Genomic DNA, 12,516 nt, shown 5'->3' with positions numbered 1-12,516 from the left:
ATACACAAAATGGCGATACTTGTCACAGGCGGATTAGGCTATATCGGGTCCCACACCGTAGTGGAGCTTTTAAATAACGACTTTGAAGTGGTTATTGTAGACGATCTGTCTAACTCAGAAAAATTTATTTTAAAAAATATAGAAGAAATTGCAGGTAAGAAGCCTGTTTTTTATCCCTTTGACCTAAAAAGAAAAGAGCTTCTTGAGCAGGTTTTTGAAGCTCACCCCATTGAAGGCTGTATCAATTTTGCTGCTTATAAAGCCGTAGGGGAAAGCCAGGAAAAACCTATTGATTATTATGAAAATAATCTTTTTTCTCTGATTAATATTCTTCAGGAATTTAAGAAAAGAAATATTTCTAATTTTATTTTCAGTTCATCATGTACGGTATACGGTCAGGCCGATACGATGCCTATTGATGAGAACACGCCCTTAAAAGCGGCGGAAAGTGTTTATGGCAAGACCAAGCAAATGGGAGAGGAGATATTGAAAGACTTTGCTGTCGGTTACCAGAAGAAGATTTCCCTATTAAGGTATTTCAACCCTATTGGGGCTCATCCCTCAGCAAGACTGGGAGAACTTCCTATAGGAATTCCTAACAATCTGGTGCCTTATGTAGTACAAACGGCAGCAGGAATAAGAGAAATATTAAGTGTGTGGGGTGATGATTATCCTACCGAAGACGGAACTGCGGTGCGGGATTATATTTATGTGGTAGATCTTGCAAAAGCTCATGTGGCAGCATTAAAAAGTTTAATAAACAACCCATCCGATAAAGCCGTAATAGATGTTTATAACCTGGGAACAGGGAAAGGCTCTTCGGTTTTGGATGTGGTGAAAGCTTTTGAAAGCGCAACCGGCGTGAAAGTACCTTACCAAATCTGCGACAGAAGGGAAGGGGATATTACAGTAGCCTATGCCAATGCTGATAAAGCAGAAAAAGAACTTGGATGGAAATCTGACACTACACTGGAAGAAGCTTTAAAAACATCCTGGGAGTGGCAGAAATATGTAACTTCAAGAAATTAATTATTAGAATATGGCTTGGAATCCTGACGTATATAATCAGTTTAAAGATGAAAGATCAGCCCCGTTTTTTGATCTCTTACAATTAGTGGAGCTAAAAAAGGGATTGTCCGTAATAGATTTGGGTTGTGGTACAGGAGAGCTTACTTCAAAATTGACAGACTATCTAGAAGATTCAAAAGTATTGGGGATAGATTCTTCAGCAGAAATGCTGGATAAAGCTGAACATTTTAAAACGAACAGGCTTACCTTTCTCCAGAGAGGTATTGAAGATCAGCTGAACATCAATGATACTTTTGATTTGGTTATTTCCAATGCAGCTTTGCAATGGTGCTCCAATCATAAAGAATTATTTTCAAGGATTATAAGTATTCTTAACAAGGGAGGGCAATTGGCTGTTCAGGTCCCGTCCAATCATTATTATATTGTTCATCAGCTGCTCAGAGATGTAGCCGGAAAAGATCCTTATAAGAAGGCTCTGAACGGTTGGATAAGAGATCATAATGTGCTGACGACTGAAGAATATGCACGGGTACTGTTTGAGAATAAAGGAACGGAAATACAGGTTTTTGAAAAAGTATATCCTCATATCCTTGAAGATGCAGAAGCTATATTTACCTGGATCTCGGCAACTACCATGCTTCCTTATATGGAAAAACTACCAGATGATTTAAAAGAGAATTTTAAAAACGACTATAAAAAAGAATTACAAACTATTTTCCCTGAAACGCCGGTCTTTTATCCTTTTAAAAGGACCTTTATTTCAGCGAAGTTTTAAAAATTACGGATATGAAAACAGAAAGAATAGGCATTACATTTTCGTCGTTTGATTTGCTTCATGCAGGGCATATTAAAATGCTGGAGGAAGCTAAAACGGTATGTGACTATTTAATTGTAGGATTACAGATAGACCCTTCTCATGACCGACCTAATAAAAATAAGCCGACACAGACCATTGTAGAAAGATATATACAACTGAAAGCGGTAAATGCGGTAGATGAGATTATCCCTTATTACACGGAACAGGATTTGGAAGATATTCTTAAATCTTTTGTAATTGATGTGAGAATAATAGGAGATGATTATATGGACAGGGACTTTACAGGAAAAAAATACTGTGAAGAAAAGGGCATCGAGATCTATTACAATAAAAGAGATCACCGGTTTTCCTCAAGTGATCTTAGAAAAAGGATTTATGAAGCGGAGAAAACCAAAACGGAAACAAAATAAAAAATCCCGAAATCAAAGATTTCGGGATTTTTCATCTATCTATTTTTATACTTACATTGGGGCCTGATCTTCATCTCCTCCGATGGTATTCGAATTAATATCTTTTTTTGTTTTCGGTTTGGTTTCAATTTTTGCTCCTTGCTTGAATCTATAGGTGAAAGATAATGCAAACTGTCTAGGCTGCCATTGCATCTCTGTTTCTCGGGTAAACTGAGGAGTATTAGAGTAATTTCTCATCTTTCTCGTATTGAACAAATCTCGAATGTTGAAGCCTATGGTTGCATTTCCGTTCCAGATAGTCTGGCTTGCCCCCAAATCAATTCCATACATAGCTTTTCTGTTATTCATCGCAGTCTTTTCGGATGATCTATAGAAACTTTGAATTTGGAAACTTAAATTCTTTGTAGGTCGGAAAGTATTATTGAAACGGATTCTGTAGGCAAAACCGGAACCTGAGAAATCGTTTACTGTATTAGGGTTATCGGGGAATAAATTATAGCTACCCGTATTCTTATATCCATATATATCCGTAGACAGCATTATTTTCCACCAGCTGAAAGGATCATATGTTCCGTTAAGATCTAATCCATAATTAGTTTCAGAACCTACGTTAAAAGGAATGGTGTTGATAGCACCGGTATCATCTACGTATTGATATCTGTTTTGTTCGTCCTCAGATTTTTTAAAATAGAGTGTTGGATTGAAGGTAAGTTTCTTATTGGTAAGATTATATCCTATTTCAAAAGAGTTCTCATACGTCGGATTAAGATTAGGGTTTCCTCGGAAATAGTTTCGGTCGTCATCAAATGACATGAAAGGGATTAAAGAGAAAGCCCTTGGACGATTGATCCTTCTTGAATAGTTTAATAATAGCTGATTGTTCTTCGTGATATCATAGCTTAAAAATACAGATGGGAAAAATTTGGTATAATCTTTATTGACTGAGCTGTAAGTAAGATTATTATTCTCATCATAGTTTTGGAAGTCGATATCAATTTTGGAAAGTTCACTTCTTAAACCAATTTGGTAGGCAAATTTTTCACCAATTTTACTCTTAAACTGTGCATAAATTCCTAATATGCTTTCAGAATATACAGTGTTACTTGTAAAGTCATATCGGGTATATAATGAACCTCCGTCATCACTTTGATCAACAAAATAATCATAAGTATTTTTATTGTAGTCATAACGGGCTCCGGCTTCAAATTTAGACTTTTCACCGATTGGTAATTCATAATCTATTTTTCCTATAAAAGTCGTTGTTTTGGCGTCGGTATCTATATTATTGACTGAGTTCCCTGTATTTTGTAAAATATTGTTCTTATATGTATTTTGTATAATCTGATTGATTCCATCCGATTTGTTGGTTTGGAAACTTGCTGAAGCCGATAAGAGCTGTCCATTGTCTCCAATTTTCTGATCCAGTCCTAAATCAAACTGAGTTGCAAGATTCTTATTATTCCCGTAACTGTTTCTTTCTCTTACTACATTATTGAAATCCGTTGAATTATCATAGATGATTTCATTGTAGGTGTTAAGGGCATTTTGGTCATTGTTAAAACTTCTGAGCATTCCGGAGAAGTTGATTGAAGTTTTATCATTAAAATCGTGAGTAAAACCAGCATTCACATTATAGTTTTTTCCTTCTCTTTTGGTTTTACCATCCTGTCCGGAATATTGTGTGAAAGGAAATGCGTCTGTACTGAGTGCATTCAGATCATCTTTTCTTGTAGTTGAGTTTTTACTGGTACTTTCATTTCTCTGATAGCCTCCGCCACCATTCAGGAACCAGGTCCAGTTTCCTTTTCTCCAGTTAAGATTAGTATTAAGATTAGTTCTTGGCAAATAACCTAGACTTCCGGTAACACTTCCGTTGAATCCCATTTTTTTATCTTTTTTCAGGATAATATTCAGAATACCGGCCGTTCCGCTTGCTTCAAATTTGGAAGAGGGATTGGTTATAACTTCAATTCTTTCGATCTGATCGGCAGGAATACTTTGCAGTGCATTAGCACCATCATCAACACCTAGTAGAGCGGAAGGCTTTCCGTTAATTAAGAATTTAACATTAGAATTACCTCTCATTGATACCGTCCCGTCCGTATCTACGGAAACAGAGGGTACATTGGTTAAAACATCCTGAAGGTTACCACCTTTACTTACAATATCCTGTGACGGGTCATATGTTTTTTTATCAAGCTCTACTTTATAAGCTTTGGTTGCCTGTACGGTAATGGTTACCCCCTGTATATCGGCTGTTTTTAAATTGGTAGCGCTTGCTTCAGGTTCAATGGATAGAGCACCGATATTTCCGGCTGATGTAATCTGTTTATTAATGATACTTTTTTTGAAGTCGATGGCTTCTACCGTAATGTCATAGTTTCCGGGAGTCAGATCAAGTTTATATTGCCCTTTCTCATCCGTAAGGGAAGCATCGCTGAACAATTTATTTTCCTTGTTACTGAAAGTTACCGATGCATAGGGTACAGGCTGGTTATTTTTATTGACTACAGTCCCTGAGATACTTACTTTTTCCTGTGCAAAAGCAAAAGCTGCTGCAGAAAGAACAAAGGTAAGTGCCAATGTTTTTTTAGTGAAAATGTTAATGATTTCCGTCTGGTTCATAAGGTGATTCTTTTATATAAAATCGTAACATATTATTCTAATATTATAAAATCAATAATGAGTTTGATTTTATAATATGACGATTAGTTTATTATCTATAGATGTATATGTCGTTTTTAAGTTTTAATTGTTAGCTATTAATTTGTTAAAATAAAGTTAAATATGTTGTTTATTTTATATTCTTGGAATTTAGCCAGTCCTGATATGCTTTTGCATTGATAGCATGTTCAGCGGCATTATCCGTAAACTTATGATAACCTAATCTTGCCGGATCGGCACACATAAAAATATAATTGTTATTTTCTGCATTCAGAACGGCATCCACCGAATTTTTATCTACAATACATATCGGGCCCGGAGGTATTCCGGCATTGGCATAAGTATTATACGGTGATGGAGTAGTGAGATGCTTATATAATACTCTTTTGATAGGCTGGGAGAAATTCGTCTGCTTGTTTATAGCATAGATTACGGTAGGATCAGATTGTAACTTCATCCCTTTTTTATACCGGTTTAAATATAATCCTGCAATCGTTCTCATTTCATCTTTTTTTCCTCCCGATTCTTTATATACTATGGAAGCCAGGGCATAAACCTGTTCTCTGCTTAAACCGGACTGCTGTTCTTTCTGCTTTCTTTCCGCATTCCAGAAATCGGTGTACTGGTCTTCAAATTTTTTAAAAAACTCTTGGGGAGTTACCGTCCAGAAAAAATTATAAGTATCAATAAAAAAATACTTTTTAAGATCTTCAGCATTGGAATACCCCTTTTCTTTGGCGATTGTATTTAATCCATTCACAAACTTCAAAGAATCTATCTCAGTTTTTTTTGCAACTTTCCCCAACATCTGATACACATCTCCAAAATCTCCGATACGGAAAGTATTAGCGGTCTGATTTCCTGCTTTGATCATATTGACAAGATTGGTATTTCCCGTTCCGCTTTTAAAATGATAGCGTCCCGGTCTGAAATATTTATCCAGATTCTTATCCTCCGCAACCGCTTTAAATGACTCTTTGCTTTTAACATATGGCTGAATGGAATCTATGATTTGAGTAAAAGTGGCTCCGTGAGGAATTAAAACATAGCCGTCTTTCCCTACATTGTTTCCGTAATATTTGTTATAAAATCTCAAACCAAAAAAGCCTGCCGCTATAACCATAAGCAGCACGATAATGAGAATTGTTTTTTTCATTACTAAATTGATTAAAAGTTTTTATTTAAGAAGGTCTATTTTTCCTTTGAAAACCTGTTTTGCAGGGCCTTCAAGCCAAATATTATGAAAAGAATCTCCATCTTTTTCAGCATATACTTTAAGATCTCCGCCTAAAGTTTTAACTTTTACAGAGATTAGATTGTTCTTTTCAAGAAAAGTTAAAGCGGATGCCGTAACTCCTGTCCCGCAACTGTACGTTTCATCTTCTACACCACGTTCATACGTTCTTACAAATATCTCATTATCAGATACTTTTTCCACGAAGTTGACGTTTATTCCTTTTTCAAAATAATTTTCAGAATTTCTGATTCCGTGCCCTTCTGCAAAAACATTATAGTTAATGAGGTCTTCCACATATTTTACATAATGAGGAGACCCTGTATCCAATACCGCATCTTCGCCGTCATTGTAAATATGGTTCACATCTCTCATTTTAAGCTTAATGATCCCGTTATGGATTTCAGCTTCATGCTCACCATCAATAGCATTGAATTTACAAGTGCCCTCAAAAATGTCAAGGAAAAAAGCAAACGCTACCGAACAGCGGGCTCCATTTCCACAAAAGCTTTTCGAACCATCAGAATTGTAATAATCAACCTCAAAATCGAGGCCTACTGCTTTATTGATTTTAATAAGACCATCTGCACCCACTCCAAAGCGACGGTCGCAAAGATTTTGAATATTCTCAATTGAAAGATTATCCCATTCTCCGGAACGGTTATCAATCATTACAAAGTCGTTTCCTGTACCCTGATATTTATAAAATTCCATACTGTTTTTTCTAAAAAATGAACTTGCAAAATTACTATATTTAAAACAAAAAAACGAACAGTGTTAGCTGTCCGTTCTTTTTATTTATCACTGTTATTATCTTCTGAATCCACCCTGCGAACTGTTTGAATTGTTCTGCTGAGTGTTCCTGAATCCTGAATTTCCGGAAGTATTTCCATTGGAAGTAGGATTAGATTGCGTTGGGGTCGTATTCCTGAACCCACTATTGTTGCTATTGGTAGAAGGAGTGTTGTTTCTGAACCCACTGTTGTTATTTACCCCTTGGTTATTTTGGTTACTATTGGTAGGATTTCTGTATCCTCCGTTAGAATTTCCCGAGTTACTATTATTATTTCTGTATTGGGAATTGCTGTTGCTGATCCCATTATTAGGTCTTGTAGGGGAGTTTTTCTGTACATAGATTTTTTTTCTGTTTGTACCGCTTCCATAGTAATAATAAGGTACCCCACTATCATAATAATAACGTATGTCGTTTCTGTAATAATATCCGTCATTTCCATAATATCCTCCATATCCGTAATAATTGGAAGGAGCATAATAATATCCGTTGTTATAGTAAGGATCCCCATATCCGTTACTATAACCATCAGTATAAGCCAGACAAGAACCTAAGCTTGCCATAGCCAATAAACTGAATGCTATTTTAAATAAATTTTTCATAACCGTATTCTATTTTTTTCTTTATAACTTTTTTTCCAGTTGACATATCCTAAGATCGCCATTATACTAAATACCAAATATTGAACCGAAGTAATACCCAATCCCTTAAAAATCATCATCGGGACACAAATAAAATCTCCGATGATCCAAAATATCCAGTTTTCAATACGTTGTTTAGCCATCAACCACATTCCGGCAAGAAAGATTGAAGTTGTAAGCACATCAAGCCAGTTCGCCCAATCCAGATGATATAATCCAAGACTTACCCCCTTCATGGAAAATTGATTATCTATATAAGGCTTATAATAATAAACAATCGTTACCAGCACTATACTTATCAAAAAAAGAAATGATACAAAGAACCATTCCCTTTTTGTTGCCCAGCTTACCTCTACGTGGATATTGTCTTCAGAGTTCCTGTACCAGAGGATCCAGCCATAAATACTCATGGCGGTATAGTAGACATTGATCATGCAGTCTCCCAATAAACCGAAGTTAAAAAGTATATAAACATAAATTAAAGTGGAAATGATACCGGTAGGATAAACCCAAATGTTTTTTTTAATAGAAAAATATACACTCAAAATACCAAAAAAAGTACCCAGAGCCTCTAATGTGATTTGTGCTTTAGTATAGTTTTCATAGGGGCTCACGAAGAGTTCGTATAGATTCATGAAAACAAAAATAGGTAAAAAATAAGTATTCTTAAAATAGTTAAAATCTATTCCAAATAATTTTTTGTGTAAATTAAATGACGAAAATTTGCTAATAAATACACAAGTTTGTAAAAATTTTATATTTTCGTAAATCTTTAAAATAAAAATACATGTCAAAAATTTGGGTTAAGAAGCCACTAAGTGCCTATGAGGCAGATATGAAGAAAAGTGAGCTGAAGAAAGTCCTTGGAAAATGGAGTTTAACAGCAATTGGAGTGGGTGCTATCATTGGTGGTGGAATCTTTGTACTTACCGGAACCGGAGCCTATTACCACGCAGGGCCGGCACTGGCAATTTCTTTTATAATAGCAGGTATAGCCTGTGTTTTTGCAGCATTATGTTATGCGGAATTTGCATCTATTATTCCTGTTGAGGGGTCTGCTTATGCATATGCATATGGAACCGTCGGAGAAATCTTTGCCTGGGCAATGGGTTGGTGTCTCATATTAGAATATGCCATGGCGAGTATGGCTGTTTCCGTAAGTTGGTCCGGGTATTTTACCAAATTTCTGAAAATATTTGGAGTCCATCTGCCTTCCTATTTAACCTCCGATCCGGCGAGTTATACAGGAGAAGGCTTTTCTATGAACCTTCCGGCTTTTGTGCTGGTGATATTGCTTACCGCATTATTGGTTAAAGGAACCAAAGAAGCCGTAGGAGCCAACAATCTGATCGTTCTGTTGAAGACTTCCGCTGTTATCTTTGTGATTATAGCAGGAGTCTATATTATATTTTCCAATAGCGATCTTTACACGGCAGTGGATGGAGTTAAGAACTGGAAACCTTTCATTCCTGATGAAGCGAAGGTCAAAAACTCCGAAGGAGAAATGGTCTCAGCATATGGAATTAAAGGAATTATTTCCGGTGCAGCAGCTATTTTCTTTGCCTATATCGGTTTTGATGCTGTTTCTACACAGGCGGGAGAAGCTATAAATCCTAAGAAAGATGTGCCTTTTGCCATCATTGCTTCCTTGTTGATCTGTACGGCTTTGTACATCTGTGTATCGCTTGTATTGACCGGGATGATGCATTATACAGACTTTAACCCTGAAGGAAAATATCCTGATGCTATTAAAGCTCCTGTGGCCTATGCATTTGAAATTGCAGGAAAGCACTGGGCAGGTAATATAGTGACGATTGCAGCTACGGTAGGACTGATATCTGTGGTGATGGTAATGTTAATGGGACAGTCCAGAATTTTCATCGGAATGTCAAAAGACGGATTGATTCCTCAGTTCTTTGGTGAGCTTCATCCGAAAACCAAAACACCTTATAAAGGAATTATGTTATTAGGAACAGTGGTTGCGTGTGTTGCTGCATTTACGCCTATCTCCACACTTGCCGATATGACGAGTTTCGGGACGCTGTTTGCTTTTACATTGGTTTGTATAGCAGTATGGATCATGAGAGGTAAAGAACCGAATCTTGCCAGACCATTTAAAGTTCCGGCTTATAAAATTGTAGTGGGATTAGGAGTTCTTATTAATATTTATCTAATCATTAATTTAAGTTCTCATGCTTTAGAACTTTCAGCAGGATGGTTATTTTTAGGAGTTTTGATATATTTCTTTTATGGAAGATCACACAGTAAACTTAATAATCCGGAAAAATATAAAAACGTAGATTAATAATATAAACCGCTTCGGCGGTTTTTTTAATGCATCATATGAAAAAAACTCTTAGCCTATTAGCCCTTTTATCAGGACTTAGCATTTTTTCACAACAGGTGAAAAACATTCAGACTATTCTTGATGATAAAATAAGCATCCGGTCACTTGAAGTGTATGATGGAAAAGTCTGGTATACGGGAACAGACTCCAAATTAGGTTTTGTAGATCTTAAAAACCCTAAACAACAAACCCAGATCCGGCTTTCGGATGAGAAGCTTCAGTTCAGGACATTGGGGCAGGATAAAACTTCTTTCTATACTATCAATATTGAAAGTCCGGCTTATTTTTTTGCGATTGACAAAAAGAGTTTGAAATCAAATGTTGTCTTTACAGATACCGCCAGGTCGGCATTCTATGACGCCTTACATTTTGTGAATAATGACCTGGCCTATGCTTTCAGTGATCCCGGTGAAGATCATATTGTAAAGCTTGCCGTATTCAGGAAAGGAAAATGGAGTAGGTTTAAAAACAATGTACAGCTGAACGAAGGAGAAGCGGCTTTTGCAGCCAGCAATACCAATATAGCTTCTTCCGGGCAATATATGTGGATCGCAACAGGAGGAAAATCTTCAAGGATAATAAGATTGAATTTAAAAAATGAACAGATTGAAGTCTTTAGAACTCCTTTTATACAGGGTGAATCTTCACAGGGTATATATTCTTTAGATTTTTATGATGATCGTTTTGGTATAGCGGTAGGAGGGGATTATACCAGGCAGTCGGAGAATATCAATAATATAGCGGTTACTCATGACGGAGGAGAAAGTTGGGAAATTCAGGCTTCGGGAAAAAATGCAGGCTATATGACGTGTGTAAAAATAAGACCGGGATCGGAAGGTAAAGAAATCATGGCGGTAGGAGATCAGCATATCAGCTATTCATCGGATTTCGGAAAGACATGGACAAAAATTTCCGAAGAAAAAGATATGTATGTCTGTCAGTGGATCAATTCCACCACGGTAGTATTGGCAGGGAAAAACAGGATAGCCCTATTAGAATTAAAATTTTGAATATTTGGTATAGAGTATATCTTTATCAATATGTAAATTTTATGAAATCCACACACTACCTTTGCACTATGGTATTTAGATTTATTATAAATAGTTCTGAAAATAAACCCTCATATAATTCATGATTTAAAATTCATAAGTTATATTTAATTTTGCAGGATGAAATTTATATTGAAATTTCATTACTTAAAAAAACTTTACATTTTAAAATGAATTCTTTAGTTGATAAATATAATATTCCGGGACCTCGTTACACTTCTTATCCTACCGTTCCTTATTGGGATGAAAGCTCTTTCTCCGCGGAAAAATGGAAGGAGAGTGTAATCCGGTCATTCCATGAAAGCAATTCAGCGGAAGGAATTTCTATCTATATTCATCTGCCTTTTTGTGAGGCATTATGTACTTTCTGTGCCTGTCACAAGCGTATTACCAAACAGCATAGTGTAGAAATACCTTATCTGGAAAGCGTTTTAAAAGAATGGAAACTCTATCTGGAATTATTTAATGAAAAACCAAAACTTAAAGAACTTCATTTGGGAGGGGGAACGCCTACTTTCTTTTCACCTAAAAATTTAAAAGCACTCCTTGAAGGAATTTTTGAAACTGTTGAAATTGCAGAACATCCTGAATTTTCTTTTGAAGGACATCCAAATAATACTTCTAAAGAGCATCTTCAGACTTTATATGATTTAGGGTTCAGAAGGGTGAGCTTCGGGGTTCAGGATTACGATCCGAAAGTCCAGAAAGCCATCAACAGAATTCAATCCTTTGAAAAAGTAAAAGAGGTAACGGAGTGGGCACGTGAAATCGGTTACCGGGGAATAAGCCATGATCTTGTATTTGGGCTTCCTCACCAGCATTGGGATGCTATGGAATATACCATCCGTAAAACCCTCGAATTGAAACCGGACAGGCTGGCATTCTATTCTTATGCGCATGTTCCATGGGTAAAAGGAGTAGGACAGCGTGGATTTGATGAAAATGACCTTCCGAGTGGTGAAGAGAAAAGAAAGCTGTACGAAGACGGTAAAAAGCTTTTACAGGAATTGGGCTATATTGAAGTGGGAATGGATCATTTCTCTTTAGAGCATGACGATCTGTACCAGTCTTTAATTCATAAAAAATTACACAGGAACTTCATGGGATATACCTCCAGCAAAACCCAGCTTATGGTGGGGCTGGGAATGTCTTCTATTTCGGATTCTTGGTATGCTTTTGCCCAGAATGTAAAGACGGTGGAAGAATACCAAAAGATAGTAGAAGAAGGGCAGATCCCTGTTGTAAAAGGACATATTCTCAATGAAGAAGACCTTATAGTAAGAAAGCATATTCTCAACCTGATGTGTCAGCTGGAAACTACCTGGGATATTCAGAATTCGTTTCCGGAGCTGGAAAACGCCTTGGAAATGCTGAAAGAAATGGAAAGGGATGAATTGGTGGAAATCAAAGACAATCAGATAAAAATTACGGAAAAAGGAAGGGCATTCACCAGAAATGTCGCCATGGTTTTTGACCTGCGTATGATGAGGAATAAGCCTGAAACCCGAATTTTTTCAATGACGGTATAACAT

11 protein-coding genes are annotated in these 12,516 nt (G+C 36.5%); 6 read left to right on the top strand and 5 right to left on the bottom strand.

Going from position 1 to position 12,516, the window contains the following annotated elements; genetic code table 11:
- The first annotated feature begins 9 nt into the window (after positions 1-9).
- Genes galE through ABJ974_RS09850 form a run of 3 tightly spaced genes read left to right on the top strand, consistent with a single transcriptional unit; the run spans position 10 to position 2,256 of the window.
- A complete protein-coding gene (gene galE / locus ABJ974_RS09860) occupies positions 10-1,029 on the top strand; it encodes a UDP-glucose 4-epimerase GalE (RefSeq protein WP_419868080.1) in 1,020 nt (339 codons plus the stop codon).
- Between the two features lie 10 nt (positions 1,030-1,039).
- Complete coding sequence (locus ABJ974_RS09855; protein WP_419868079.1) at positions 1,040-1,804, top strand: methyltransferase domain-containing protein; 765 nt, start codon at positions 1,040-1,042, stop codon at positions 1,802-1,804.
- 11 nt (positions 1,805-1,815) lie between these two features.
- Positions 1,816-2,256, top strand: a complete 441-nt coding sequence (locus tag ABJ974_RS09850) for an adenylyltransferase/cytidyltransferase family protein (RefSeq protein ID WP_419868078.1) — start codon at positions 1,816-1,818, stop codon at positions 2,254-2,256.
- Positions 2,257-2,307: 51 nt separating this feature from the next.
- Here ABJ974_RS09850 and ABJ974_RS09845 read toward each other — a convergent pair whose 3' ends face one another.
- From ABJ974_RS09845 to pnuC, 5 genes are all read right to left on the bottom strand, one after another.
- On the bottom strand, positions 2,308-4,881 hold the full coding sequence (locus tag ABJ974_RS09845; protein ID WP_419868077.1) for a TonB-dependent receptor domain-containing protein: 2,574 nt from the start codon (positions 4,879-4,881) through the stop codon (positions 2,308-2,310).
- Between the two features lie 169 nt (positions 4,882-5,050).
- Positions 5,051-6,076, bottom strand: a complete 1,026-nt coding sequence (gene mltG / locus ABJ974_RS09840) for an endolytic transglycosylase MltG (RefSeq protein WP_419868076.1) — start codon at positions 6,074-6,076, stop codon at positions 5,051-5,053.
- Positions 6,077-6,097: 21 nt separating this feature from the next.
- Positions 6,098-6,868, bottom strand: a complete 771-nt coding sequence (gene dapF / locus ABJ974_RS09835) for a diaminopimelate epimerase (RefSeq protein ID WP_419868075.1) — start codon at positions 6,866-6,868, stop codon at positions 6,098-6,100.
- 96 nt (positions 6,869-6,964) lie between these two features.
- Positions 6,965-7,549: a hypothetical protein gene (locus tag ABJ974_RS09830; protein ID WP_419868074.1), complete on the bottom strand. Its 585-nt coding sequence runs from the start codon at positions 7,547-7,549 to the stop codon at positions 6,965-6,967.
- Positions 7,546-8,223 carry a nicotinamide riboside transporter PnuC gene (gene pnuC, locus ABJ974_RS09825; protein WP_419868073.1) on the bottom strand — a complete coding sequence of 226 codons (678 nt, stop codon included), beginning with the start codon at positions 8,221-8,223 and terminating at the stop codon, positions 7,546-7,548. The genes ABJ974_RS09830 and pnuC overlap by 4 nt, the downstream gene beginning before the upstream one ends.
- A gap of 152 nt (positions 8,224-8,375) precedes the next feature.
- On the opposite strand from pnuC, the gene ABJ974_RS09820 reads away from it, so the two are divergent.
- The 3 genes from ABJ974_RS09820 (at position 8,376) to hemN (ending at position 12,513) form a co-directional block, all read left to right on the top strand.
- On the top strand, positions 8,376-9,893 hold the full coding sequence (locus tag ABJ974_RS09820) for an amino acid permease (protein ID WP_419868072.1): 1,518 nt from the start codon (positions 8,376-8,378) through the stop codon (positions 9,891-9,893).
- Between the two features lie 38 nt (positions 9,894-9,931).
- Positions 9,932-10,945 carry a WD40/YVTN/BNR-like repeat-containing protein gene (locus ABJ974_RS09815; RefSeq protein ID WP_419868071.1) on the top strand — a complete coding sequence of 338 codons (1,014 nt, stop codon included), beginning with the start codon at positions 9,932-9,934 and terminating at the stop codon, positions 10,943-10,945.
- A 209-nt stretch (positions 10,946-11,154) separates the two neighbouring features.
- Positions 11,155-12,513 (top strand): oxygen-independent coproporphyrinogen III oxidase, encoded by a 1,359-nt coding sequence (gene hemN / locus ABJ974_RS09810; protein ID WP_419868070.1) that lies wholly within the window; start codon positions 11,155-11,157, stop codon positions 12,511-12,513.
- Positions 12,514-12,516: the final 3 nt, after the last annotated feature.

It is taken from the genome of Chryseobacterium sp. CT-SW4, from assembly GCF_048572715.1.
In the GTDB taxonomy this organism is placed as follows: Bacteria; Bacteroidota; Bacteroidia; order Flavobacteriales; family Weeksellaceae; genus Chryseobacterium.
The sequence above is the reverse complement of the archived record's forward strand: the minus strand, read 5'-3'. Positions and strand labels throughout refer to the sequence as shown.

Coding starts and splice junctions, on each gene's coding strand:
- galE (WP_419868080.1), top strand. CDS start 10: ATGGCGATACTTGTCACAGGCGGATTAGGCTATATCGGGTCCCACACC.
- ABJ974_RS09855 (WP_419868079.1), top strand. CDS start 1,040: ATGGCTTGGAATCCTGACGTATATAATCAGTTTAAAGATGAAAGATCA.
- ABJ974_RS09850 (WP_419868078.1), top strand. CDS start 1,816: ATGAAAACAGAAAGAATAGGCATTACATTTTCGTCGTTTGATTTGCTT.
- ABJ974_RS09845 (WP_419868077.1), bottom strand. CDS start 4,881: ATGAACCAGACGGAAATCATTAACATTTTCACTAAAAAAACATTGGCA.
- mltG (WP_419868076.1), bottom strand. CDS start 6,076: ATGAAAAAAACAATTCTCATTATCGTGCTGCTTATGGTTATAGCGGCA.
- dapF (WP_419868075.1), bottom strand. CDS start 6,868: ATGGAATTTTATAAATATCAGGGTACAGGAAACGACTTTGTAATGATT.
- ABJ974_RS09830 (WP_419868074.1), bottom strand. CDS start 7,549: ATGAAAAATTTATTTAAAATAGCATTCAGTTTATTGGCTATGGCAAGC.
- pnuC (WP_419868073.1), bottom strand. CDS start 8,223: ATGAATCTATACGAACTCTTCGTGAGCCCCTATGAAAACTATACTAAA.
- ABJ974_RS09820 (WP_419868072.1), top strand. CDS start 8,376: ATGTCAAAAATTTGGGTTAAGAAGCCACTAAGTGCCTATGAGGCAGAT.
- ABJ974_RS09815 (WP_419868071.1), top strand. CDS start 9,932: ATGAAAAAAACTCTTAGCCTATTAGCCCTTTTATCAGGACTTAGCATT.
- hemN (WP_419868070.1), top strand. CDS start 11,155: ATGAATTCTTTAGTTGATAAATATAATATTCCGGGACCTCGTTACACT.